General features: G+C 62.6%; 21 protein-coding genes and 1 pseudogene. 6 read left to right on the top strand and 16 right to left on the bottom strand.

Translation table 11 applies throughout. From position 1 onward, the window contains the following. Positions 1-2: 2 nt before the first annotated feature. Positions 3-1,385, bottom strand: coding sequence for a putative bifunctional diguanylate cyclase/phosphodiesterase (locus HV765_RS12025; RefSeq protein ID WP_175169818.1), 1,383 nt, complete (start codon positions 1,383-1,385; stop codon positions 3-5). 606 nt (positions 1,386-1,991) lie between these two features. On the opposite strand from HV765_RS12025, the gene HV765_RS12020 reads away from it, so the two are divergent. Together HV765_RS12020 and HV765_RS12015 are read left to right on the top strand one after the other, a co-directional pair. After that, positions 1,992-3,884 (top strand): bifunctional diguanylate cyclase/phosphodiesterase, encoded by a 1,893-nt coding sequence (locus tag HV765_RS12020; protein WP_254600545.1) that lies wholly within the window; start codon positions 1,992-1,994, stop codon positions 3,882-3,884. A gap of 47 nt (positions 3,885-3,931) precedes the next feature. Then, positions 3,932-5,530 carry a sensor histidine kinase gene (locus HV765_RS12015; RefSeq protein ID WP_338077797.1) on the top strand — a complete coding sequence of 533 codons (1,599 nt, stop codon included), beginning with the start codon at positions 3,932-3,934 and terminating at the stop codon, positions 5,528-5,530. On the opposite strand, the gene HV765_RS12010 is transcribed toward HV765_RS12015, so the two are convergent. From HV765_RS12010 to HV765_RS12000, 3 genes are all read right to left on the bottom strand, one after another. After that, positions 5,512-6,231: a response regulator transcription factor gene (locus tag HV765_RS12010; protein WP_054427477.1), complete on the bottom strand. Its 720-nt coding sequence runs from the start codon at positions 6,229-6,231 to the stop codon at positions 5,512-5,514. The genes HV765_RS12015 and HV765_RS12010 overlap by 19 nt on opposite strands. Positions 6,232-6,445: 214 nt before the next feature. Beyond that, positions 6,446-7,945, bottom strand: a complete 1,500-nt coding sequence (locus tag HV765_RS12005) for a protein adenylyltransferase SelO (RefSeq protein ID WP_175169816.1) — start codon at positions 7,943-7,945, stop codon at positions 6,446-6,448. After that, complete coding sequence (locus tag HV765_RS12000; protein WP_054427475.1) at positions 7,942-8,313, bottom strand: DUF2069 domain-containing protein; 372 nt, start codon at positions 8,311-8,313, stop codon at positions 7,942-7,944. The genes HV765_RS12005 and HV765_RS12000 overlap by 4 nt, the downstream gene beginning before the upstream one ends. Before the next feature lie 17 nt (positions 8,314-8,330). Between HV765_RS12000 and HV765_RS11995 the strand changes: the two genes are divergently transcribed. Both HV765_RS11995 and HV765_RS11990 read left to right on the top strand, forming a co-directional pair. Next, positions 8,331-9,644: a YihY family inner membrane protein gene (locus HV765_RS11995; RefSeq protein ID WP_054427474.1), complete on the top strand. Its 1,314-nt coding sequence runs from the start codon at positions 8,331-8,333 to the stop codon at positions 9,642-9,644. A gap of 36 nt (positions 9,645-9,680) precedes the next feature. Then, the gene (locus HV765_RS11990; protein ID WP_006218678.1) at positions 9,681-10,139 is read left to right on the top strand and encodes a CBS domain-containing protein; all 459 of its coding nucleotides are present in this window, start codon (positions 9,681-9,683) and stop codon (positions 10,137-10,139) included. Positions 10,140-10,230: 91 nt separating this feature from the next. On the opposite strand, the gene dusA is transcribed toward HV765_RS11990, so the two are convergent. Further along, positions 10,231-11,247, bottom strand: coding sequence for a tRNA dihydrouridine(20/20a) synthase DusA (gene dusA, locus HV765_RS11985; RefSeq protein ID WP_082387277.1), 1,017 nt, complete (start codon positions 11,245-11,247; stop codon positions 10,231-10,233). A gap of 183 nt (positions 11,248-11,430) precedes the next feature. Between dusA and HV765_RS11980 the strand changes: the two genes are divergently transcribed. Both HV765_RS11980 and HV765_RS31855 read left to right on the top strand, forming a co-directional pair. After that, the gene (locus tag HV765_RS11980; protein WP_175169815.1) at positions 11,431-12,399 is read left to right on the top strand and encodes a homoserine kinase; all 969 of its coding nucleotides are present in this window, start codon (positions 11,431-11,433) and stop codon (positions 12,397-12,399) included. A 66-nt stretch (positions 12,400-12,465) separates the two neighbouring features. Beyond that, complete coding sequence (locus HV765_RS31855; protein WP_054427471.1) at positions 12,466-13,269, top strand: BPSS1780 family membrane protein; 804 nt, start codon at positions 12,466-12,468, stop codon at positions 13,267-13,269. A gap of 6 nt (positions 13,270-13,275) precedes the next feature. Here HV765_RS31855 and HV765_RS31850 read toward each other — a convergent pair. From HV765_RS31850 to mdtD, 11 genes and pseudogenes are all read right to left on the bottom strand, one after another. Next, positions 13,276-13,386 (bottom strand): annotated as a pseudogene (locus HV765_RS31850) (DUF192 domain-containing protein); the annotation flags it as partial. A gap of 119 nt (positions 13,387-13,505) precedes the next feature. Then, positions 13,506-14,375, bottom strand: coding sequence for a type II secretion system F family protein (locus HV765_RS11970; RefSeq protein ID WP_175170010.1), 870 nt, complete (start codon positions 14,373-14,375; stop codon positions 13,506-13,508). Between the two features lie 11 nt (positions 14,376-14,386). Next, the gene (locus tag HV765_RS11965) at positions 14,387-15,232 is read right to left on the bottom strand and encodes a type II secretion system F family protein (RefSeq protein WP_054427470.1); all 846 of its coding nucleotides are present in this window, start codon (positions 15,230-15,232) and stop codon (positions 14,387-14,389) included. Continuing rightward, a complete protein-coding gene (locus HV765_RS11960; RefSeq protein ID WP_254600543.1) occupies positions 15,229-16,917 on the bottom strand; it encodes a TadA family conjugal transfer-associated ATPase in 1,689 nt (562 codons plus the stop codon). The genes HV765_RS11965 and HV765_RS11960 overlap by 4 nt, the downstream gene beginning before the upstream one ends. Before the next feature lie 13 nt (positions 16,918-16,930). Next, entirely contained in the window at positions 16,931-18,331 is a 1,401-nt protein-coding gene (locus HV765_RS11955; RefSeq protein ID WP_175169813.1) for a type II and III secretion system protein family protein, read from the bottom strand. Continuing rightward, a complete protein-coding gene (cpaB, locus tag HV765_RS11950) occupies positions 18,328-19,185 on the bottom strand; it encodes a Flp pilus assembly protein CpaB (protein WP_276529726.1) in 858 nt (285 codons plus the stop codon). The genes HV765_RS11955 and cpaB overlap by 4 nt, the downstream gene beginning before the upstream one ends. Beyond that, the gene (locus HV765_RS11945) at positions 19,182-19,937 is read right to left on the bottom strand and encodes a hypothetical protein (RefSeq protein ID WP_254600541.1); all 756 of its coding nucleotides are present in this window, start codon (positions 19,935-19,937) and stop codon (positions 19,182-19,184) included. The genes cpaB and HV765_RS11945 overlap by 4 nt, the downstream gene beginning before the upstream one ends. Next, entirely contained in the window at positions 19,934-20,659 is a 726-nt protein-coding gene (locus tag HV765_RS11940) for a TadE family protein (protein WP_175169811.1), read from the bottom strand. The genes HV765_RS11945 and HV765_RS11940 overlap by 4 nt, the downstream gene beginning before the upstream one ends. Continuing rightward, complete coding sequence (locus tag HV765_RS11935; RefSeq protein ID WP_175169810.1) at positions 20,656-22,047, bottom strand: hypothetical protein; 1,392 nt, start codon at positions 22,045-22,047, stop codon at positions 20,656-20,658. The genes HV765_RS11940 and HV765_RS11935 overlap by 4 nt, the downstream gene beginning before the upstream one ends. A gap of 14 nt (positions 22,048-22,061) precedes the next feature. Next, positions 22,062-22,328: a hypothetical protein gene (locus tag HV765_RS11930; protein ID WP_175169809.1), complete on the bottom strand. Its 267-nt coding sequence runs from the start codon at positions 22,326-22,328 to the stop codon at positions 22,062-22,064. Between the two features lie 366 nt (positions 22,329-22,694). After that, positions 22,695-24,089 carry a multidrug transporter subunit MdtD gene (gene mdtD, locus HV765_RS11925; RefSeq protein WP_054427463.1) on the bottom strand — a complete coding sequence of 465 codons (1,395 nt, stop codon included), beginning with the start codon at positions 24,087-24,089 and terminating at the stop codon, positions 22,695-22,697. Positions 24,090-24,172 lie beyond the last annotated feature (83 nt).

The raw sequence follows: 24,172 nt of genomic DNA, 5'->3' as shown, positions 1-24,172 counted from the left end.
GATTATGACACCGCCGCGGCCAAAGCCTGGATTTCGGCGGCAGGCGCCGGCCGTCCCAGCAGGAATCCCTGCATGACGCGGCAACCCAGGGACTTCAGGATTTCGCGCTGACCTTCGGTTTCAACGCCTTCGGCCACGACGGGCAGGCGCATCGCCTGGCACAGGCCGAACAGCGCAGAGACGACTTCGCGGCTGCCGGCATCGGATTCCAGCGCCGAGATGAAGCTGCGATCGATCTTCACCCAATCGATGGGCAGGTGGCGAAGATGATTCAGACTGGAATAGCCGCAGCCAAAATCGTCAAGCGCAACGCCGATGCCTTGCGCGCGCAGGATGTTCAGAATCTTCACATGCCGCTCGTAATGCAGGATGAAGATCGATTCCGTGATCTCAAGCACCAGCTTGCGGGGTGACAGTTCCGTGGCAGCCAGCACATCCGACACGAGTTGCACCAGGCCGTCCTCGTTCATCTGCTTGACCGACAAATTCACATGCACGCGCCAAGCCGCCGGCCACTGCGCGGCTTGGGAGCAGGCGCGTTCCAGAATCCATGCGCCCAGCGGCACGATCAGGCCGCTGCGTTCCGCCAGCTCGATGGTGACGGCGGGCGACACACTGCCCAGCGTGGGGTGATGCCAACGCAGCAGCGCCTCGCACCCTTGCACCACTCCGGTGCCGCTATCGCAGACCGGCTGATAGAACAATTCGAACTGTTCCATGGCGGGCGTGGTCAGCGCCAGACGCAGGTCGTTTTCTAGGCCTTGCTCGTCCCGATGGCGGGCTAACAGCCTGAAATCAAACAGATTCCATCCCGGGTTGCCACGCTCTTTCAAGGGAACCATGGCTACCTGGACGCAGCGTTGCAGCTCTTCCACGGTGCGGCCGTGCTCGGGGTACAACGCCGCTCCGATGCGGAAGACCGCAATCAGCGGGCGGCCACCCAGCTCATAAGGCACGCTCAGATCTTCCAGCAGTTTGGCCGACACCTGCGCTGCTCCGGGCTCATCCACCTCGGGCACACAGAGCGTGAAGGCGTCGGTACCGGTACGCGCCACCAAGCCCCCCAGCGTGCGGGCCAGCAAACCCAGCCGATTGGCCACTTGCACCAGCAGCGCCTGCTCTTCGCCGGCGCGCAGCATCGCGCTGATCTCGGCGTATTGCTCAAAGCTGACCAGGAAAAAGGCGCCCCGGCGCGCCGGCCCTTCTTTCTGGGCCAGCAACAAACGCGCGCGACGATGCAGCTCCTGCTGGCTAAGGACGCCGGTCAATTCATCGCGCGTCAGCCGGTGACGCAATGCGCGTTCCCTGCGAACAAAGAACACGCTTATCGCCGCAAGTGCGCCCGCGAGCGTCAGGCACAGTGCGAGCAGGTAACTCTCACGCACGGAGCCCCCTATCTAGAAACCCCTGGCGTTGCGGTCCAAGAAAGAACCCAAGGGCTGTAACATTTTTTAAATTATGCATTATTTTCGCAAAAAAACGCCACACTTCAGAGGCAACGCGCCTCTTTTCCTTGAAATCCTAAGGCTCTCAGGTTGCTCGTGGATGGTCATGTGGTCCTTGGGTAGCATGTGCTGGCCGGTCCAAAGATCCATGCCCTACCCTTACTACGACAGCCAACGCCCAAAAATTAATACGCCCTGTCTCAATAGTTCTCAATCGGGCAATTATCACGATCGAAATAATTGCACAGGTTGTCAGATATGGTGGCGATTTTCGTAATATTCTGTACGTTCTGTGACATACCGAATTACAGTGTCCGAGGCGCCACTGCGGTATTAGTAACGTGTGTCACGTTTCTTATCCAGGTTTTTTTCCGTCGGGCACACTCGTAGCCCGACGCCCCCTTTAACCGGCGGCCCGCCAGTATTGCGATGAACTGGCTCACTGCCCGCGAAGGGAATCCCACACCCATGTCGACATTACGCCGGATACTTCTTTGCACTGCCCTCTTGATCGGCTTCATCCTGCTCGGCGCTCAGGCGCTGGGGATGTTGGCTGCTCACCGCTATCTGAACACGCAGCTGACGCAACAAAGTGAAGGCGGCGCCAGCGCCCTGACCTGGGCGCTGTCCCACTCTCCGTCCAGCGCCGGGGACCGGGCCGTCTTGGCGGATGAGCTGTTTGGGCAGGGCTTGTATGCGCTGGTGCGTATCACAAACGAAGGGGGCACCCCGGTCGTCGAACGGCAAAAGCAGCCTGGCGCTTCGACGCGAGACGGGGACTGGCGCAACGCGTGGCTGAACGTGCAGGCACCCGCGATATCACGCCCGTATGTGTCGGCGGACGGCCGTGTCCGAGGCACCGTCACGGTACAGGCCGACACGCGATTGGCGCGCGATACGCTGTGGCAAGGCGGCGTGCGCGTGCTGGGCTTGGTGTTGGCCGCGGGCGTCTTCTGGTCATTGTTCGCCGTGAACCTGGTGCGATGGATTGAGACGCGAACGTCGCGCGACATCTGCGAACGCGTTCGCGCATTGGCCCCCGGCAACAGTACGGCGCCTGCCGGGTCGTGCGAGCTGGCGGGGGTGGACCAAGCGCTGGTCGACGCCCAGCGCCGCGTGGCCGCGACGGTCGAAGAACAGAACGCCAAGATCGAGTCCCTGCAAAGCGAGATCTATCGGGACCCCATCACCCGCCTGCACAACCGCAAATATTTTGTTGACCAGTTCAGGTCGGCGCTGGCTGACAAGTCGTCTGAATCCGCAGGCCATATCCTGATGTTCCGGCAGCGTGACCTGGCGCAGATTAATCGCCATTTGTCGCGGGCGTTTACGGACCAGTGGCTGCGTTCATCCTCGGACCGTCTACGCAAGCTGATTGCCGAGTTCGGCGGGCCGGATGCGCAAATCGCACGCATCAGCGGTTCGGACTTCGCTCTCCTCATGCCCCGCACGTCCGCGCCGCAAGCCAGCCTGCTGGCCGAACGCGTGCGCCGTGAGCTGCGGTCGCTGCGGGTGCCGATGGATAAGTACGGGTGGTGCCGCTGGGCGCTGGCCATGACGGCGTTCGCGCCGGGCGACAACATGAGCGATACGCTGGCGCGGCTGGACCATGCGCTGATGTGCGCGGAAAGTGCCGACGATGACCAGATTGCGCCCGCCAGCCAAGCGGCCGACAGCACGCGTATAGGTGAATACAGCTGGCACGACGCCTTGGCGACGGCGCTGGAGCAGCACCGCTTTTCGCTATCGGTATTGCCGCTCTATGACGTGTCGGGCGCACTGCTGCATTACGAAGCCAGCTTGACCCTGCACGACACCTCTGGCGGCGATCCCGTTCCAGCTTCGATTTTCATGCCGCCTGCCGTCCGGCTGGGCCTGTCAGCCGAATGCGATATTCAGGCTATCCGCCTGGGCATGGATTGGCTGTTCACGCATTCCGAATCGCTGACGGTGCCCGTATCACTGGCCTCGCTCGCGCAGACGTCCTTTCTTTCCCGATTGGAGCGCATGCTGGCAGACCGGCCGGCGCTGACGGCACGCCTGATCATTGAAGTGGACGCCGCAGGCCTCGTCGAGCAAGGCAGCGACCTGCGCCAGCTGTGCGACATCGTCACCGCCGCCGGCGCACGTGTCGGGGTGTCGCGGCTGTCACAGCAATTCGGCGCGATGGAACGGCTGCATGAGTACCCGGTGTCGTATCTGAAACTGTGCGGCGGCTTTATTACCGGCTTGCTTCACAGCCCTGGCAGCCAACATCTGGCCGCCACGGTCGTGGCCACGGCCACGACATTGGACATGGCGGTTTACGCCGAAGATGTGCCCGATTCCGCCACCCAAGAGATTTTGGAAGACCTTGGCGTCCGCGCAATCCGCGGGGCTGTCGTAAACTTCGCCCATACGCGCGGCCTCGCGCCGGATCACCAATGGGTTCCTAGTTGACGGAAGGATTGTTTCTTCGCACCCGCTGGCGTTTTCGCCAACAACGTGTGCATCGTGCCCTCGCCGGATCGCAAGCCTCGCTGTCGCGATTCGGCATGCTGCTGTGCGTGTTGCTCTGGCCGGGTGTGGTGTGGGCGTATGGCTTGAATGGCTCCTACGACGACATGCAACTTGGCCTGACGGCCGGGGTCGCGATGGCTTGCGGCCTGGCGTGCGTGGTGGCGTGGGGCTACACCCGTGACGCCCTCTTCGGCGCGGGACTGGCCTTCATGCTGCTGGAAGGCCTGTTCCGGTCGCTGCCCGCCTTCTTGCCTCCCGGCGCATTGCAAGCCGGTTCCTTTGCTGCCTTGCTGGCGCTGACCGCGCCACTGCTTGCCACGCGGTTTGCCGATACCCCGCAAGCTTCCTTGCTGGCGAGCGCTTGCCGCGGACTTGCCATCGTGCTTGCGGGCGTGGCCGCGCTGGCGCTGATCTTCGTCTATGAAACCGAGAACGGCCTGATCCCCGCCTTGATCGCCGGCGTCTGTGCGGGCATCAGCGTGCCGCTTTGCCTGTGGTTCGGCGCACGCACATTGCTGCGCAAGACGGATCGCCTGCTGTCGCTCGCCTTGGCCGGTGTGTATGTAGCGTCAGCGTGGATGCTGGGGCATGACGCATGGTTGTCCGATGGAGCCGACAACGCCGGCACCGTGGCCGAACTGGTCCGGTTGCTATTGGTTTTTGGCGCCTTGCTCAGTGTGGCCCTGGCGCGGCAGAGCCGCCCGCCCCTCAGCGCAAAACAGCCAGCACACGATTACGCCGATGCCGAACATGTCGCCCAAGGTGAGCTGCGCCTGGCCGAGTTGGCGGGCGCGCTGGACACCCAGCGGCAGATGAATGCGTTGATCTCCCACGAATTGCGCGCGCCGCTGGCGACGATCAGCGCGGCGGCGCAATCGCTGGACATGATTCTGTCTGACAGTGGCGAAGCCGTTGACAATCGCTTGGGCCGCATTCATCGCTCGGTTGCCCGCATGACAGAGCTGATGGACCAACTGCTGAATCAGGACCGACTTGAAGAGCAGGCCTGGACGCCGCGTGGCGAATACACCGATCTGGCCGAACTGGCCCGCGACGTCGTGACCGCCATGCAGCCCGACACCGCGCACGCGCTCGTGGTACAGGCCGATGATCAATTGCCTGTTTATTGCGACCGCCCGCTGACCAGCGTGGTCGTGCGTAACCTGATCCACAACGCCATCAAATATTCGCCTGCCAACGAGCCGGTCAAGATCGAAGCCGGCCAGGTTCGCGTTAATGACGTGCCGATGGCGTGGATTGCCGTGGTTGACCGCGGCCCGGGCATTGGCGAGGAAGAACAAACTCGAATTTTCGAGCCGCATTTCCGGCGCTCCGCGCACCGGGAAACGCAGGGCATGGGGATCGGGCTGTATCTGGCGCGCCGCATTTGCCAGAACCAAGGTGGGTCTCTGACCATGCAGAGCACGGTCGGCGTGGGGACCCGGTTTGTGATTACGCTGCCAGTGAAGGCAAATTCGGCAAACTCGCCAGACCAGGTAAACGCAGCGAGCTCGGAAAATCCGGCAAATCCCGCCAGCGCAGCCGATTCGTCAGATTCGCCAGACGCTCAGGCCGCGAACACGTAACCCTGGCCGCGCACAGACAGCACCGGCAATTTGAGCCCCGCGCTTTGCGCCTTGGCGCGCAGACGGCTCACCAGCACGTCGATGCGGCGCAGTTCGAATCCACCGGGGCTGTCCGGCAGGAATAGTTCCGCCAAGACCTGGCGGCTGACCGCGCTGCCGGCGGCATCCATCAAGGCCATCAGAAAGGTTCGCTCCTGCGCGCTCAGATGCAGCGACGCACCGTCGGGGGCCACCAGAATCCAGCCTCCGTCCTGCAATGACCACGTGCTGTCTGCCGAGGCCCGCGTTTCGGTATCCGCAGGGCGCGGGGCTTTGGCCAGACGCATGCGTCGGGCCAGGCTGCGAATGACCGAGCTCAGCTCCAGCAAATCCACGGGCTTTGTCATATAGACGTCCGCCCCGCCTTCCAGCCCCCGCACGCGATCCTCAAGCGCACTGCGCCCCGTCAGCATGACGATGCCAACCGGACTCAACGCGCGCAGGCGGGTGGCGACGGAGAATCCGTCTTCGCCGGGCAGGTGAGCATCCAAAATGACGATATCGCACGGCTGCTCCTGCAATCGGCGATAAAACGCCGCAGCATTGTCGCAAGCAAATGCCACCCGAAAACCATATCCGCCCAAGCCTAACGCCAACTCCTCACGGAAGTCGGCATCATCCTCGAGCAGACCGATACATAGCAAACCATCTGCGCCAGGCATATTCAGAGTGCTTTATATTGAAAATTGTCGACAAATGCCCCAAGGATGCGGCATACCATCCTGAGTGTCCCGCAGGCGACAATCTTACGAGATTTACAATGGAAACGAATGATTGCAGTGAAAAAAAACGCCATATTTCACTGCCTATCACCGCTTTTTCTCGTAAAAGCACAAGAATTGGTTAGTTTATTTTCGGAAACGAACGCATTTTGCGTCAAGACGAGCAACTGACTTCCAAACTGCCCGCCCAATCCGGCGGCAGCCCGGCATACCTTTCATAGCCCGCTTGAGCCACATACGGATTGCGCAACAGCGTCATCAGCGTATCGATCTCGCTGACATCGCCCGTCTTCGCCGCGCGAATGGCCTCTTCGGCCAAATGATTACGCAAGACATAGAGCGGGTTGACGCGGTTCATGGCGTCTGCCACGTCTTGCGCCGACCGCCCCTCTTCCTGATGGCGCGCCAGCAGCCGGTCCAGCCAGGCTGCGGCCGAGGCTCGGTCAATGAATAAATCCTCAAACGCGCTGCGCTGCCCCAGCACGGCATCCGCCAGCCTGCGCCAAGACAAGGTGAAATCCGCCTGGTTGGCGTCCATCAGCTTGAGCAGGTCGTCCAACAAGGGTTCGTCAGCCGGCCGCCATGCCGCCAAGCCCAGCTTGGCGCCCATCCGGTCATGGAAGGCACGGGTGAACACCGCTTCGTACTCGTCCAACACCGCGCGCAGCCCTTCCACGTCTTGAACGAGCGTGTGCAGGCTGCCGCCCAGGCGATACAGATTCCACAGCGCCACTGACGGCTGCCGGTTCCAGGAATAGCGCCCTTCCGTGTCGGAATGGTTGCAGACATGGCCCAGACGGAATCCATCCATGAAGCCATACGGACCGTAGTCCAGCGTCAGGCCCAGGATCGACATATTGTCGGTATTCATCACCCCGTGGCAAAACCCCACCGCCTGCCAATCGGCCATCAGCAAGGCGGTACGCCGCGTGACGGCGCGCAGCAGATTCATATAGACGGCCGCATCAGTCCGCGGCTCGCCCGCTGACGCCTCGCGGCATTCCGGATAGAAGCGGTCAACGACATAATCGGCCAGCGTTTTGAGCATGTCTGGCTGGCGGCGAGACGACCAATGCTCGAACGAGCCGAAACGCACAAAACTAGGCGACATACGCGTCACGATGGCGGCGGTTTCGACGGTTTCACGCATGACCGGATCATCGGACACCACCAGCGCCAGCGCGCGCGTGGTGGGAATGCCCAGCCCATGCATGGCTTCGCTGGCCAGATATTCGCGCACCGACGACCGCAAGACGGCGCGGCCATCCCCCATGCGGGAATACGGCGTCATGCCCGCGCCCTTCAATTGCAATTCCCAGCCGCCCGCCGGGCCCTTGATTTCACCCAGCAGATGGGCGCGCCCATCCCCCAGTTGCCCCGCCCACACCCCAAACTGATGGCCGCTATAAACGGCCGCTAGCGTGTCCCCGCCTGGCAAGGGCTGCGCACCGGAAAATACTTGCAGGAATTCAGGCGTGGAAAACGCCGACGGGTCCAGGCCGATCAGCGCCGCCGCATCCGCGTTGGCATGCAACAGGCGTGGATTATTCAGCCCTTGGGGCGTCAAACGGGTATAGAACGCCGCGGGCAGCGCCGCGAATGAATTGTCTGCCTGGAGATCTGACAGGGAATGGACGCTCGAAGGGACGCTCATGCGCGTTGGCTCCTGGCAGCCCGTTTGGCGGGCCGCACATAGAAAATGGCGCTAAGAAAGAAGGTCGCCGAAAGGATGATCTCGCCCCATGCCATCAGCACGGAAAGCGGAGCGGGATCGGACATCGCGCGCACGGCCCCTTCCATCAAATACAGCAACGACAACATCGACGCCCACTGATAGGTATAGAGATTTCCGCGCAGGATGCCGCGCAAGGGAAACGCCAGCGGCAGCGCCTTCAGCAGCATCCAGGAACCGCCCGGCCGCACCGGCGCCACCACGGTTTCCCAGGTGACGCACAAGACGATCAGGGCGAACAGTGAAACCGAGGCCACGAGGCGCAAGCGGGGGTTGAGTTCAGGGTTCATGCTGCTATTATCGCCTGATGAATCGCCCCGCCGAGCCCGACGCCGCAACCCCGGCGGCTACCGACCCCTCGACTTCGCGCTCTTCATGGGTCGCGAGGGCCGGACGCGTCTTCCGATTCACCGCGCAACGCGCGAACGAAGAAAAGCTGCTTCAAGTCGCCTCCAGCCTCACGTTCACCACGGTGCTGGCCATCGTGCCCATGCTGGCCGTGGTGCTGTCGTTGTTCACTGCCTTCCCGGTGTTCCAGGAATTCCGCGTTGCCCTGGAAGACTTCCTGACCAACAGCCTGATGCCGCCGTCCGTCTCGGACAACATCATGGAATACCTGAACCAGTTCGCCCGCCAGGCCTCGCGCCTGACCGCGATCGGCGGCGCGTTCCTGCTGGTGACCTCCCTGTTGCTGATCATGACGATCGACCAGGCTTTCAACGACATCTGGCACGTGACGCGCCAGCGCCCCCTGCCGCAACGGGCGCTGGTCTATTGGGCCATCATCACGCTGGGGCCGGTGCTGGCGGGGGCCAGTTTGTGGGCCACGTCGTTCGTGGCGCGCGAATCGCTGGGGCTGGTGGCGGATGTGCCCGAAGTCATCAGCATCGCCATTTCCTTCATCCCTCTAATACTGACTGCGCTGGGTTTCGCCGCCCTGTTCGTCGTCGTGCCCAACCGCGAAGTGCTGTGGCGCGACGCGCTGGTGGGCGGCTGCGTGACGGCCATCGTGCTTGAGGTCATGAAGTCGGGGTTCGCTTATTACCTGACCCGGTTTCCCACGTACACCATCATTTATGGCGCGTTCGCAACGCTGCCGATCTTCCTGCTGTGGATCTATTTGTCCTGGTTGGCAGTGCTGCTGGGCGCCACCCTGGCCTCGAGCGCCCCGCTGATCCGCCTGGGCCGCTGGGAAATAAACCGTTATCCGGGCGCGCAGTTTGTTGATGCGCTGGATGCGTTGCGCGCGCTGCGCCGCGTCCAGTCCGCCAACCCGCCCGGCATGCCGGCCAATGTGCTGGCGTCTGAGCTGCACCTGCACCAGGACGAACTGAACGAGGTGCTTGAAACGCTGAATGCCATGGGGCTGGCCACGCGCACCCCCGACGACAATTGGGTGCTGACGTGCGACGCACGCGAAACGTCGATGGCGCCCGTGGTGGACAATTTCCTGCTTGACCGCAATCAGCCCAGGGTCCGCGACGACCCGGAGATATTGCGAGTCGCTTCAGCCGTAATTTCCCAGCAAAATACGCCCACGCTGGAAGAACTGTGCGGAGAAGCGCAGAATACCGAAAATGGAATCGCTCCCTTGCTGCAATTGGAAGCGAATAAGAAATAGCAATGCATTCGGGCGTAGTCCGCCCAGGAGGAACCGATGTTGAAGGTCAGCGAGATTTTGCGCGTCAAGGGCGATACGCTCTATACGGCGTCGCCCGACATGCCTGTGTCCCAGGCCGTGCAAACCATGAGCGAGCAGGACATAGGCTCGCTGGTGATCATGGAATTCGGCACGCTGACCGGCATGCTGACGTTCCGCGAAATCATCCGTCACATGCATGCCCATGGCGGCGCCGGTGAAACCACCATCCGCTCGATCATGGATGACGCCCCGGTAAGCGTGTCGCCCAACACCAGCGCCGACGAAGTACAGCGCCTGATGCTGGAAAAGCACGCGCGCTACATCCCGGTCATGGACGGCCCGACGCTGATGGGCGTGATTTCGTTCTATGACATGGCGCAGGCCATCGTTGCCGCCCAGCAGTTCGAAAACAACATGCTAAAGGCGTATATCCGCGATTGGCCCGCGGAAACCGCCGAACCGGCCAAGTCATAACTGCCAGGGGGTCAGACTGCGGTCCCCCGCAGTCTTCTGGCGGCAACGGCTGGCAATTACCCACCCACTGCTCGCTACCACCCCCTGCTTGCTACACCCCCGCCGGCGCCGCTTGAAATGCGGCGCCGCGCATTTCCGGCGCCTGCCGCTGGCTGCGCCAGGCGTCGTAGATCAGGTCAGGGTTGTTGGCGGCCAGCAGCGCCGGGTCCGACAACATGCGGCGCCAGCGGCGCGCGCCTGACTGACCATTCACCAACCCCAGCATCGGCCGCGTCATCACACGCAGCGGCACGCCCTTGGCGACTTGCCGGGCGGCGTATTCGGTCATGGCGTCCACGACCTGCGCATCGCTGGGCAGGCGCACCGACGGCCACAGCCGCAACGAGACTTCCGACAGCACGCGCGGGGTGTGCCACGCCGCGCGGCCCAGCATCACGCCATCAAACTCGTCCGCAGCCTGGACGGATTGCTCCGCATCAGCCAGCCCGCCATTCAGCACGAACGTGCAGTCGGGAAAGTCTTGTTTCAGCTGCTTGACCACGTCATAGCGCAACGGCGGAATTTCGCGGTTGTCCTTGGGTGACAGACCCTTGAGCACCGCGTTCCGGGCGTGGGCAATGAAAATCCGGCATCCCGTGTCGTAGATTTTGCCGACGAAGTCTCGGACGAATGCGTAGGATTCTTCGTAATCCAAGCCCAGGCGATGTTTGACGGTGACGGGGATATCGACGGCGTCCTGCATGGCTTTCATGCAATCCGCCACCAACGCCGGCTCCGCCATCAGGCAGGCGCCGAATGCGCCCTTTTGCACGCGCTCCGACGGGCAGCCGCAATTCAGGTTGATTTCGTCATAGCCCCATTGGCGGCCCAGCTTGGCCGCTTGCGCCAAGGCGTCAGGCTCGCTGCCGCCCAGCTGCAACGCCACCGGATGCTCGGCTTCGTCGAAATCCAGATGACGCGGGACATTGCCGTGCAGCAGCGCGCCCGTCGTGATCATTTCCGTATACAAGCGTGCGCGGGGGGCCAGCAGCCGGTGGAAATAGCGGCAATGGCGGTCGGTCACGTCAATCATCGGGGCGACACACAGCCGCCAGTCGGGGGAGTCCAAGAATCACTCTACAAAACAAGGGGATGCGGTATTTTACGGGCTTAGCGGCATTATGTCCGGCGTGCGTGCGCGGCCGGGCCTTCGGGCTCTGCGCAACCCCACCCGCTATGTGGTCTAAAATTGCGCCGCCGCCGCCGCACAGGCATGTCCGAGCGTCCGTTAACCCATCACCTTTGCATATCAATGGCCGTATTCACTCCCGTATCTGACGACGACGCGCGCGCCCTTCTGGCGCAATTCGACCTGGGCGAGTTTGTCTCGCTTCGAGGGATTACGGCGGGTATCGAGAACACCAACTACTTCCTCTACACCACGCGGGGCGAATACGTCCTGACGCTGTTCGAAGTGTTGACGCACGCCCAACTGCCCTTCTACATCGAACTGATGTATCACCTGGCAGAGCGCGGCATCCCGGTGCCGCAGCCCCAGACCCTGCGCGACGGCACGCGGCTGACCACGCTGCATGGCAAGCCCACCGCCATTGTTTCGCGCCTGCCCGGCGGCTATGAACCTGCCCCCGGGGCCGCGCACTGCGCCCTGGCTGGCGCCACCCTGGCCCGCGCCCATCTGGCCGCCCAGAACTTCCCGATTCACCAGCCCAATCTGCGTGGCCTGTCCTGGTGGGTGGAAACGGCGCCCAAGGTCATGCCGTTCCTGGAACCCGCGCAAGCCCTGTTGCTGAGCGCCGAGCTGGCTGCTCAGCAGGCCGCCGTCGCAACGCCCGCCTGGCAAGCGCTGCAGACCGGCCCGGCGCACTGCGATCTTTTCCGCGACAACGTGCTGTTCGCCGGCACCTTCGAAGACCCGCTCATGGGCGGCATCATCGACTTCTATTTCGCGGGCTGCGACACCTGGCTGTTCGACGTGGCAGTCAGCGTCAACGACTGGTGCATTGACCGCGATACGGGGGAGTTCATTCCGGAACTGGTGCAATCCTGGCTCGCCGCCTACGCCAGCGTCCGCCCGTTTACCGATGCGGAACGCGAAGTCTGGCCGTTGATGTTGCGCGCTGCCGCCCTGCGCTTCTGGGTGTCGCGCCTGTACGACTTTTTCCTGCCCCGGCCGGCGCAAACCCTGAAGCCACACGACCCGCGTCACTTCGAAAGAGTGTTGCAAGCACGCCACCGCCCCGGCTTGCCAATATTGCCGTAACCGTTACGCCCCCCATAATGGGGCTAGCGCGTCCAATTTTTGAGAGATCACACCCTTTAGAGAGCCATGCAAGCAGCATTCCTACCCGCGACATCCGGCTGGCAATGGGTTCGAGACGGCTTCCGTCTGTTCCGCAAACAACCTCTGGCCATGTTCACCTGGGCCATGTTCATCAGCCTTTTGGTGGTCTTCGCCAGCGCGACGCCGCCGGTGGGACCGATTCTGGTCGTGGCGCTCATGCCCATCATCACCCTCATGACGCTATCGGCGTGCAAGCACGTGGACGCCGACCGCGTCATGCTTCCATCGATGTGGGGCAAGCCCCTCAAGCAGCCCGGCGTATTCCGCAAACTCTTTCTGATGGGGTTGTTGTACGCGGGGCTGAGCATGGTGACTGGCCTGCTGACGTTCCTGCCGTTCATGGACTCAATGGCCGAAGCGTTCCGCATCGCCTCGGTTGAGCGCACGTTGGAACCCGTCCTGCTGGCCATGCGAGTGCCGCTGACCATCTTCGCGATCCTCTATGTGATCATTGCGGCGCTGTTCTGGCATGCCCCGGTCTTGGTTGCCTGGCATGGCCTGCGCTTGGTACAGGCGCTGTTCTTTTCTGGCATCGCCTGCTGGCGCAACAAGTGGCCGTTCCTGGTCTATGGCGCCACCTGGGCCTTGATATTCCTGTTCATAGATTTGTGCGCGGGTTTGCTGGTGTCGATGGGGCTGTCGCCCCAATTCGCCGGCACGTTGCAGATCCCGTTCAACATCGCGGCGGGTGGCGTGTTGTATTGCAGCTTCTATCCGGCCTATACCTCGGTGTTCGGCATCAATAACGCCAGCTCGCAGCTCGACAACAGCAATAGCGCCCAGGCATAAGGCGATGCGGCAGGGCGGCAGCGCCCTGCATACCCGCATCACGCTTAACTCGCGCGACACAAACGCCACGTCGATGGGGTAACGCATACCAAAGGTATGCACTGCCGCGCACGGCATCAACAAGATGCCGGACCGCCCACCGGGCGGCCTTCGTCCCAGCAGCCCCCGCATCCGCCCCACCCAGCTGTTTACTCGCAGCAACCGCAGCCGATCCCTGGTCAGTGGAGGATGACGGCTCATTGCACGCTTTGAAGCAGTTGGATGGCAATCGGAAACGCCAGCACGATGAAAGTGCATGGAAAGATGCATCCGATCAGCGGCAACAGCATTTTCACAGGCGCCTGCATGGCCAGTTGCTCGGCGCGCAGGTGCCGGTCACTGCGGCATTGTGCAGCCTGGGCACGCAGCACCGGCCCCAGACTGATGCCCAATGCTTCCGCCTGTGCCAGCGCCGCAGCCCATGTCCGGGCAAGCGGGCTGTTGCTGCGTTCCGCCAACGCCTTGATCGCGGCGGTGCGCGCCACCCCTGCGCGCATCTCGGCCAGGGCATCGGCCAGGGCGTCTCGCAAGGCCCCGGGCGGTCCGCTCTGCGCGGCGGTTTGTAATGCGCCTTGCACACTTAAACCGGCCTCCACGCACAGGGTCATCATGTCGAACACGAAAGGCAGATCGCGTTCGATACTGCGGCGGCGCTTTTCCGCCAGGCTGCGCAACCATAACCCTGGTGCGATGCCCGCGGCCAAAACCGGAATCGCCGTCCATGGCAACGCCAACCCCACCGGATAATCGTTGAGCAACAAGAGCCCGGCCGCGGCCATGCCCGCGACAAGCGCAACACTGGCGGACAACGCGGCGATATGCGCATAGCCTACGCTGGCGGGTAACGCCGCCTGCTCAATCAGCCGGGTCAGGCGAACGCGCAATCGCCAGGAACACAGCGGCCCCAGCAACGGCGCCACCGCCGACACCCAAGGCCAGGCAGCCCGCCACCACCACGGCAAGTCGGCAGATACCCCCTGCTTACTCCACAGCAATGGCCGCAACGCCAACCACGTCAGCCCCCCGGCGCCTGCCGCTGCCGTCAACATTCCCAGAGTCAGCCACATCATTGCCCCCGTCAGATATCAATCCGGATGATTCGCCGGATCAGCAGTACGCCAGCGGTTTCAAGCACCACTATGATCGCCAGCACGCCCCACCCCATCGGGGTGTGCCACAACAAACCCATGACTTCCGGCTCAAGTTGATCAAGCACCGCCAATAACACCAAGGGCAACGCCCCCACGATCCAGGCCTGTAATCGCCCTTGAGACGTCAGCGCCTGCAATTTCGCCTGCAACTGCAGCCGGGCGCGCAAGGTCTGCGCGATGCTCTCCAGCGCCTCGGCAAGATTGCCGCCCGTTTGCGCGGCGATACGCATGGCGGCAACCACCAAGGCGGTTGAATCCGCCGGCATACGCTGCTGCAGATTTTCCAGCGCGGCATCCCAGGTCACGCCCAGCCGTTGCTCGCGCAGCATCAGCCCGAATTCCTGCGCCAGCGGCGCGCCGCTCTGTTCCACCACATGACGCAAACCCGTAGGCAACGCGACGCCCGCCCGCAATGCCGACGCCAACATCAGCAACGCCATTGGCAACTGCTGTTCGAAACGGCAAGCCCGCCTGCGGCGCAGCACATCGACCATCATGCGTGGCGCCCTTGACGCGACCCCGGCCGACAGCGCCGCCGCCACTGCGCTTGCCGTCACTGAAAACACCAGCGTGGCCGTCACGCCCGCGCAGGCAACGGCCGCCATCCATAGCTGGGCCGGATCAATAAAGAGAAACACTTCACTTAAGCGGACGCCAGCGTCTTGCGTGTAGAGTTCACGATACTTGCGCAACGCAGGCGCGAACCACACCTGGGCATGCCAAGCCAATAGTGCGACACAGCACATCGCGGCCGACGCCGCCAGCCAGATCACGGCGAGCCTTGTGAAAACGTGGCGGCAATCGGACTGACCGGACCACCCACTTCCGTAAACCAGCCGGGGTCTAGCGTGGCCCCCTCATCCGCCCACGTCTGCGCAAAGCCTGGCAACGCACCACAACCTATAAAGCCAGACTGGCGGTCAAACCGAAACAGATCCTGCAGTTGAATGCGGCCGCTTTCCATGCCCGCGACTTCCGCGATAGACGTCACAACGCGCCGCCCGTCCGCCAGCCGGGCCTGCTGCACGACCAGATCCACGCTGGCGGCAATGTGTTCACGCACTGCGCCCAGCGGTAAATCCAGGCCCGCCATCAGGATCATCGACTCCAGGCGGCCGAGCGCGTCACGCGGCGAATTCGCATGCAAGGTCGTCAATGACCCTTCGTGGCCAGTGTTCATCGCCGTCAACATATCGAACGCTTCCGCTCCCCGGCATTCGCCGACGACAATCCGATCCGGCCGCATGCGCAAGGCGTTGCGCACCAGTTCGCGGATATCGATATGCCCCCTGCCCTCTTGGTTGGCCGGCCGCGCCTCCAGCGCCACCAGATGATCGTGATTCAACCGCAACTCGGCGGCATCTTCGATGGTGACAATGCGCTCGCCATCTGGGATTTCATTGGATAAGATGTTCAGCAAGGTCGTCTTGCCCGAGCCTGTCCCGCCCGACACGACGAGGTTCTTGCGCATCTTCACGCACAACGAGAGAAACTGCGCCATCGCGTTGCTCAGCGATGCCGCCGCAATCAGATCGGGCATTTTGGGACGCCGCTGCGGGAACTTCCGTATCGTCAGGCTGGCGCCTTTCATCGCCACAGGCGGAATGATGGCGTGCACCCGCGACCCATCTGGCAGGCGCGCATCCACCATTGGCGAGCTTTCGTCGATACGGCGGCCCAACGGCGTGACAATGCGTTCGATCACCCAGCGCACCGACTGTTCGCTGGTGAATGCCGCCGGATGCCGCCACAGCCGTCCGCCGCGCTCGACATAGATCTCGTCATAGCGGTTGACCATGATTTCGGTAATTTCTGGCGCGGCCAGCAAAGGTTCGAGGGGACCCAAACCCACGGCCTCGTCCAGCACCTCTTGGCACAACGCCGCTCGGTCCGCCTCCGCGGGCACGTCAATATCGGTAGCCACGATATGCGTGAGCAGCCGCTCGGCTTCAGCACGCAACGTGTCATCGCTCATGCCAGCCACATCGCGCCTGCGCAAATCCAGCGCTTCCAGCAACGCCGCATGCAAACGCCGCCGTTCGTGCAACCGCTGCGGCGCCATTGGCGTAATGGCTGCCACCGTGCCCGTTGGCAGCGCCGCCTCGGGAAGGGGGTCGGCGGCTTCGGACGGCCCGTGCGGCGGCGCGCTCAATTGATTGGCGTCGCCGTTCGCAGCCCATCGCACCCTCAGGCGGCATGGGCCGATCAGGATGTCATCGTCAGGCAGCACCGGCGCATGCCGCGCCACCCTGACGCCGTTCACCAGGGTGCCGGCAAGCGTGCCCAGATCCTCCAGCACAATATCGGTATCTTCGCGCGACAACCTGGCGTGCTGACGCCCCACCCGCCAGTTCACGATACGCAAGTCGCATTGCGCGCCCCTGCCAATCAACACCGGCACGTGGGCAGTCTGGCGGCGAACGCCCGAGTCTTCAAACGTCATCTCGATATCCAGCATGTAAATTCCCCCGTTATCGCTTTTGCGTTGCGCTGTCTTGTGCAGTCCTGTCTTGTGCAATCCTGTCCTGCGCAGTCCTGCCTTGCCCAATCCATTGGGAACCCTCGCCCGAATACGGATTCCATCCGTCGATGACGGCGGGCGTCGCCGTGCCTAGCCGAGGCGGCTCGGGAAACGAGGCGTCCAGCAGGTCGCGCCCGCGCCGCACCCGATCCAACATGGCAGGCTCGCTTTGCGTCACGATCTTCGGCGTGACGAAAATCGCCAGCTCCGTTTCCCGCTGCTGATATCGGCGCGACGAAAATAGCGCGCCCAAAATGGGGATGTTCTGCAGCCATGGCAGGCCGTTGACCTCTTGCCCCTGCTCCCGCGACAAAAAGCCACCGATCACCAGCGTGTTGCCCGAACGCACGTTGAATTCGGTCGATGCCCGCCGTGTTCGCAGGGCTGGGCCTCCTGCGACGCTGAGCGTCGTGTCCACCGAGCTGGCCTCGACTTCAATCAAAGAACGAATGACGCCGTTGCGGTCAATGCGCGGCGTGATGTTCAGCGACACGCCATAGGGCTTGAACAAGGTGGTGGGATTGCCTCGCGAATCTGTCGACGTATAAGGCACTTCCCCGCCCGCCAGGAAGGTCGCGCTTGACCCGCTACGCGCCAGCAATTGCGGCTGAGCCAGCATGACGGCTTCGCCGCTTTGCGCCAGAGCCGCGATCCGCGCGGACAACAGCGCATTAATGCCGAAGTAGCCCGCTGCGGCGGAGGCCGGCCCAGCGGTTTCGATCACCGATTCCCCTGGCCGGGTCATGCGCCCCCGCGATCCCGCATCCCACGCCAAACCGGCATTCATCCCGCCTTGCGTCATGCCGTCCCAACGCACGCCGAACTCACGCAATCGGGAAGTCGGGATCTCAACAACCTGCACATCCAGCAAGACCATGCGGTCCCAGCCGACCTGCCCCGTAAAGTCCAGAATGGCGGGATAGCGCTCAGCCAACGCGGCGATACGTGCGCGATCGTCATCTGACAAATCGTCGCCTTCAATCAGGATGCGTCCGCCCACGTTTGCGCTGCGTGCGCCAGGGATGCGGGCAAGCAGCGCTTCAACCTCGGCCCGCAACCGAGGCGCGCCGGCAGGCACCACTCGAAACTCATACGCATTGCTGCGCCCCGCCGCCGTCCAGACATGCACGGAGGACACGCCCTCGGCACGTGCGAAGACCACGACATCGCGCCCCTCAGCGGTAACGGCGCTAAGCACCTGTCCGTTGCCGATCGCCACTCGTTTCACACCGGGGTGCGGTAGAACGCGCGTCTCGCCCACTTGCAACTCGAGTTCTACCGACGCAGAAGCAGCCGCCCGCAGCGGCAGGCTCAAGACGATGACGCCAACAACGCATGCGAGTCGCTTCATGGTTGCTCCGATTCCAGGCGAAACCGCGACGCCGCATTCGATGACGGCATGGCGGAATGCGCGTCCACGCGGTCCCCGTACAAAATGGAGACACCCAGGGCGGGCAACGGGTCGGGGTCCAGCCCGATCAGCGAGGCAAGATCCGTTTGCTTGGATGCCGCTACCGCCGCCACGTCGTCGCGATGCCGCGCCATTGCCGTCAACGTGCCGGCCTGCCGGGCCGCAACGAATTTCATGGCTTGAGCAGGGTCGGCGGCCAGGGTGATGGTTCCCACGCCCATCCCGCCTTTGTCGCCGTCGGCCTCGTCGTCGACGGTCAATACCCGCATGCTCTGCAATAACGGCACGGTGAGCTCCCGCTGACGATGAGGGAACGTCACGTAGATGTCGATCAAATCGCCAGCCCGCAACTGGCTAGCCAGACCGCCCAGATCTGCCGCCGATACCGTCAACGCCCGCTGCCCCGTCTGCAACCGTGATGCCAGGGCGGGCTTGGGGGCATTGAAGCTCAGTTGCGTCTTCAGCAACGGTTCGCCGGGCCCCACATCGGCAACCAGCATGCCCCCCAGCAAGCTGCTCATGGCTAACGGGTCCACGCTGGCGCTGGGCGCCCACTGCTCTGGAATTTCGCGCACGGCCAGATGAACGTCTTCCAACATCGTCCCTGCTGCAAGAGGATAAGCAGCGACCAGGCGCTCGACCACGGGAGTGCGCGCCTCGGCCTCTAGCGCCTCGACCCGCTTCTGGACATGTTCGCGCACGGCCCACGCCGATACCAAGCCGGCAAGCAAGGCAAGTCCATATATGCTGACTCGACGCAATCGCTTTGCACTTTGGATTAGCAAGTTCTTCATGATGCCCATCCCATCACGCGAAGGCCGCTGCCGGTCTCAAGCGGCATCACCGATATCTGCATACGATCATTTCGCCTTGCCCACGACTGAACGGCGCCTTCTTCGGATTGCCGGCGCCAACCGTCGCGCAGCAAGCCCGCCTGGACCAGCGGCGCCAATCGCGCAGGCGGCAACGCATGCCGCCAAATACGTTCAGACACCCTGACGCCTGCGTCCATGACCACGACATCAAGGTGCAGCCGCGCCCCTGCCGGCAGCCATGATGGCGTAGGCAAGGACGCAGGCAGATTGGAGGCAGGCGCCAGACGCATTGATGAGATGCTGCCGACAGTGCGCCCGTCGTGCGTGCGCTGCATCTGCGCCACCCACTGCTCGTCACCGATACGCCCGGACAAAATCAACTGCCCCGGCAGCACATTCAAATCAGCCAGCGCCGGCTGTTGCGCAGAGAGCATGCGGATCAAATCAGGAGCAGTGGCTGGCGTATCAAACACCACCACCTGCGCGGGATAGCCGTGGAGCCAGAGTTGATCGGCCAGCAGAACGTGGCTGGAGCCTGGAGGGAAACGCAGTCGGCTCAACATCGCTTTTCCCGGGTCCCCATTCGGCAGCGCATGTGCAGCAAGATCGGCGGGCCCTGCGAAAGCGGGCATGGCGATTCCGGCCAGCCCGCTCATCAGCATCGGCAAACAGACATGGCGAACGACGGCTCGTTGGTCTCGACGAGACTTAGCCTGCGAATACGTGCTCATTTAGCTTGCCCTCTTTTCTGGTTCAGCCGATCCCCCGGCACCACATCCGCCCATGCGGAAAGCCAATCCGTCTGTATCGATGGCCTGCCCCAAGGGCCGTCCATGCGCGCGACAAGCGACTCAAATCGCCGCGCTTGCGCCACCGAGCCGCGTTCTGCCTGCCGCCATGCCGTCGGCGCGTTGGCGATGCGATGCCTAGCGTCCTTATCCCCGTGCGCATAGCCCGCCCCCACCGCGACCCGGGTGTAGCGCGTGATCGGCGCCGTAAACGCAGAGACAAGATGGGGTGCGCGTGGGTTTGGGTTTGGGTTTGGGTTTGGGTTTGGGTTTGGGTTTGGGTTTGGGTTTGGGTTTGGGTTTGGGTTTGGGTTTGGGTTTGGGTTTGCGTGGGCGTGCACGGACAACAGCTGTAGCTCCCCGCCAAACCATTCGTCCTGCAACAAAGCTACGTGCTGCGCGGCCACATCCGTCAAGGCCTCGACGCGCCGGTTCAGGCCTATCGCCTTCATCGCATCACGCGGGCTGAGCGGTTGCCCCATTGCCCCTGCCATGGCAGCCTTGCGGCTGGCCTGAGACATCTGCTGCGCGGAAAACTGCAGGCCACCCACCCACGACACCGCCCAGATCAACACACCCATCAAAGGCATCATCAGCATTGCCTCGACAACAGCCTGCCCCCTTTGTTGACCGAGCGGCTCGGGTCTCTTTGCGATCTTCATCATGGTGTTCCCCTGGCATGCTGCCGTTCCTGAGAAGCAACGGCAGAGAGACGGGCCTGCCAGTAAGGGCGAAACAGCGTGGCCAGTTCGCCACGGCCGTCAGCACGCGACTCCGGGCGCAGGAAGTACGTTTCTGCGGCGCTGGTCACGCTTATTCCCCCTGACCGCCCCAAAGCGGCATAGCGGAAAATGCCCATCGGTGAGGCCACTGCGCTACCCGCATCCGTCGTCTTCAACAAGGCGCCTGCCATGCGCACGCTGACTGCGAAGCGCAAGGGCAAGTGGATGCGCGACGACGCGACTTCCCGGTAGGTCGGCAGGCCTCGGCCTGGCCACCGTTGCGCGGACGCCATCGCGTAGGAGTTGGCCATGGGATTCGTCACACCGTTGAATATGTCCCACGATGTCGACTGCTCTACCCAGCGCCAAAAATCCTCTTGAGAGAAATCAGCAGGCGGTTCATCCACATAATCAAGGCCGTCGGGTCCTTTGCTTTTCTGACCTTGCGTGGTCCCCCAACCCATGGCGTATTCACGAAAATAACAGCCCACCCAGCGGTTCGATCGCAGAGCATGGAACGACTGCGTATCCAATGCGCCCCACCGTCCGTCCGGCCCAAGCCATGTCGAACCGCGGCGGCGCAGCTCATGACGCTTCAACGGGCAGCGATGGCTGACCGGCCAAGGATTGCGCCGCGTGGCATTCCGCGGTTTCAGAAAACCGTAGCGGCCTGCCGCTAGATCTATTGCTGGCCACAAGCCCGTTTTTCGGTTGGCGCGATGGCGTTCCACAAAGCCCGGCCATGCGTCCGACAACAGACGCACGCTAATAGTCCCCGCACGCTGATCCCCTGCTGAAGGCAGGTCATCCAGATTGACAGCCAGCACTTTTTGCATGATGCGATCACGCGTTTTGGTCAACTCCGTCATTGCCGAATGGGCGGCAGTTTCCAACACTTGATGCACGACACGGTCGTGCTGCGCGAATGCGCTTGCCAACTGCGCGTCAACAATCGGCGACGCTTGCCCGGCGCGGTACGCCAGCCCCATCTCTGGCCCGAACAACATGGCAATCAGGCTGGACGGAGGATTCCCCCGAGTGCGCTGCGCGTGCAATGCGCGGCCATACTGCGCCGACGCGGCAAGCGTGACCAAATGCGCCATCGCTACCTGATGCGCGATCTGTGTTCGATTGATATACGCGATGGCGTTAAGCACGCGTGCCTGCTCAAGCGCGCCGCTGTAGGCGGCCGCATCCGCCGCGTGCGTCAGGCGAATGCGGCCTGCCACCGTCTGGCCCAGGTTGTAGAGCACGACCAGAGAAGCCGCAGCCACGGACAAGATCAACATGCCCAGCACCAAGGCTTGGCCGTGCTGTCGATGCGGTGGCATGTGGCGATGGATGATCACTTCGCATCCGTGGCGTTGCCGGTAAAGGACTTGAGCGAACGCGCCTTGGTCTGCGCCGCCGCCTTCTGCGCCGCCTGCTGCGCTGCGCGCGTTTGCGTGCCGCCGTCTTCCCCTGCAAGCTCGCGCGCCATGGCCGCCGTCTGCGAGCGCACCACTTGCCCGAAGTACTGATACACAGCGATCGCCCCAACGGCCACCAAGGCCACGACCACGATGTACTCCGTCATACCTTGGCCCAACTGACGTAAACGTATTGCCTGCATCTCTGCTCTCCGGTTCCTTGAAAGTAGGCTGCAGTGTCGGCTTGACGCGCAGGGGCCACAATTCGCAGATACCGAGGTGGGCAAATTGATCACGCCCCTTTTTTCAACGAAAAACCCATTGCGATGCACAAAGAAAAACCCCTCGCGCCAACGGCGGCAAGGGGTGATTCAGGCTTGATATTCGTGTCGCTACGAAATCATGTAAGCCGCTAATTTTTCAGGGTTTTCCCTATTGTCGACGTGATTGCCGAGCAGTAGATTTGAGTTGCCGGGCTGTCTGACACCCATCGCGTGCGAAGCCGGGCAGGAGCGCCTCAGACTCATCTAGAGCTGGGGCGCTCTTCCATTTCCGGCTCTCAGAAATAGTTAGCCAGCGGCCGGCCGGTTGCCCGCCGGACGCCCCAATTGCGTCATATCCAGCCGCCGGAACACCCAGGCAGATAACAAGGTGATGACGCCCACGCACACGAAGCTCAATGTAAATGCGCGGCCCAAAGCGGCATTCGCCTCGCCCGAGAACATGCCGACCAACCCGCCCCCGATGGTCACGCCCAGGCCGATGGCGAGCATCTGGATCATTGAAAACAGACTATTCCCGCTGGCGGCGTCCTGTTTGCTCAGTCCTTTCAACGTCACACTGTTCATCGCCGCAAATTGCATGGAGTTGGTCGCACCGAACAGGGCAAGCTGAAGCACCTGCAACGCGAGTGGCCACCCGGGTGAAATCGCGGCAAACGACACGATCGACGCACCGACCAACAGCGTATTGACCAACAGGAACGTGTCGTAGCCGAAACGCCGGACGAGCGGGGCGATCCACGGTTTGGATATCGTCCCCGCGATGGCAGCCGGCAGCATCATCAGCCCCGATTGCAGCGGGCTATAGCCCAACTGCAATTGCAGCAACAGCGGCAACAGGAACGGCACCGCGCTACTGCCGATCCGGCAAACCAGATTGCCCACCAAGCCGACGCTGAAATTAGGCTCGTTAAACAACCGCAATTGGAAAAGCGGATTCTGACGCCGGCGCGCATGCACCACATATAACAACACCGTCAGGGCGCTAAGCGCGAACAAGCCCGCCGACCACGCCATACGGCCGGCACCCGCCGGCAAGTCCAGGCCAAGCGAAAACGACACCATGCACAACGACAACAAGGCGCAACCCAGCACATCGAACGGCGCCACGTCCGGCAATGCGTCTTCAGGCAAGTAGCGGCGCACGGCAAACAGGCCTGCGATTCCGATCGGGACATTGATCATGAAAATCCAGTGCCAGCTTGCCACCTGCACCAGCAACCCGCCCAGGGTCGGACCAAAAATAGGACCGATCTGACCCGCGATCGACACGAAGGCCAACGCCGAAATGTACTGGTCGCCCGGCACCGTGCGCAGGACCGCCAAGCGCCCGATCGGCAACAGCATGGAGCCGCCCACGCCCTGCACCACCCGCGCAATCGTCAACTGCGTCAGCGTCTGAGCCACGGCGCAAAACACCGAGCCCACGGCAAATATCAAAATGGCCGCCAAGTACACGCGACGCGTGCCGTAGCGATCCGCCAGCCAGCCGGATGCCGGCGTGAACATTGCCATGGTCAGCGTGTACGCGACCACCACCGGCTTTAACGCCAGTACGTCCTCGCCCAAGCTGCGTGCAATCGACGGCAAGGCGGTATTGACGATCGTGGTGTCCAGCGTCTGCATGAAAAAGCAGGCCGCGACTACCCAGAGCAGGGCCTGCTGTGATGAAGGTTTTTCCATGGAATAAATCGTACTCTCAGGATGCCAACGGAAGGCTGACAGACACCCGTATACTGATTTCGCCGCTTCCCAATGACGAGGCA

The organism is Achromobacter kerstersii (genome assembly GCF_902859595.1).
Lineage (GTDB): Bacteria > Pseudomonadota > Gammaproteobacteria > Burkholderiales > Burkholderiaceae_B > Achromobacter > Achromobacter kerstersii.
The sequence above is the reverse complement of the archived record's forward strand: the minus strand, read 5'-3'. Positions and strand labels throughout refer to the sequence as shown.

Excerpts from the sequence above, each read along its gene's own strand:
- HV765_RS12020 (WP_254600545.1), top strand. The coding sequence starts at position 1,992 with ATGTTGGCTGCTCACCGCTATCTGAACACGCAGCTGACGCAACAAAGT.
- HV765_RS12010 (WP_054427477.1), bottom strand. The coding sequence starts at position 6,231 with ATGCCTGGCGCAGATGGTTTGCTATGTATCGGTCTGCTCGAGGATGAT.
- HV765_RS12005 (WP_175169816.1), bottom strand. The coding sequence starts at position 7,945 with ATGAGCGTCCCTTCGAGCGTCCATTCCCTGTCAGATCTCCAGGCAGAC.
- HV765_RS12000 (WP_054427475.1), bottom strand. The coding sequence starts at position 8,313 with ATGAACCCTGAACTCAACCCCCGCTTGCGCCTCGTGGCCTCGGTTTCA.
- HV765_RS11995 (WP_054427474.1), top strand. The coding sequence starts at position 8,331 with ATGAATCGCCCCGCCGAGCCCGACGCCGCAACCCCGGCGGCTACCGAC.
- HV765_RS11990 (WP_006218678.1), top strand. The coding sequence starts at position 9,681 with ATGTTGAAGGTCAGCGAGATTTTGCGCGTCAAGGGCGATACGCTCTAT.
- HV765_RS11980 (WP_175169815.1), top strand. The coding sequence starts at position 11,431 with ATGGCCGTATTCACTCCCGTATCTGACGACGACGCGCGCGCCCTTCTG.
- HV765_RS31855 (WP_054427471.1), top strand. The coding sequence starts at position 12,466 with ATGCAAGCAGCATTCCTACCCGCGACATCCGGCTGGCAATGGGTTCGA.
- HV765_RS11970 (WP_175170010.1), bottom strand. The coding sequence starts at position 14,375 with ATGTGGCTGACTCTGGGAATGTTGACGGCAGCGGCAGGCGCCGGGGGG.
- HV765_RS11960 (WP_254600543.1), bottom strand. The coding sequence starts at position 16,917 with ATGCTGGATATCGAGATGACGTTTGAAGACTCGGGCGTTCGCCGCCAG.
- HV765_RS11955 (WP_175169813.1), bottom strand. The coding sequence starts at position 18,331 with ATGAAGCGACTCGCATGCGTTGTTGGCGTCATCGTCTTGAGCCTGCCG.
- cpaB (WP_276529726.1), bottom strand. The coding sequence starts at position 19,185 with ATGAAGAACTTGCTAATCCAAAGTGCAAAGCGATTGCGTCGAGTCAGC.
- HV765_RS11945 (WP_254600541.1), bottom strand. The coding sequence starts at position 19,937 with ATGAGCACGTATTCGCAGGCTAAGTCTCGTCGAGACCAACGAGCCGTC.
- HV765_RS11940 (WP_175169811.1), bottom strand. The coding sequence starts at position 20,659 with ATGATGAAGATCGCAAAGAGACCCGAGCCGCTCGGTCAACAAAGGGGG.
- HV765_RS11935 (WP_175169810.1), bottom strand. The coding sequence starts at position 22,047 with ATGCCACCGCATCGACAGCACGGCCAAGCCTTGGTGCTGGGCATGTTG.
- HV765_RS11930 (WP_175169809.1), bottom strand. The coding sequence starts at position 22,328 with ATGCAGGCAATACGTTTACGTCAGTTGGGCCAAGGTATGACGGAGTAC.
- mdtD (WP_054427463.1), bottom strand. The coding sequence starts at position 24,089 with ATGGAAAAACCTTCATCACAGCAGGCCCTGCTCTGGGTAGTCGCGGCC.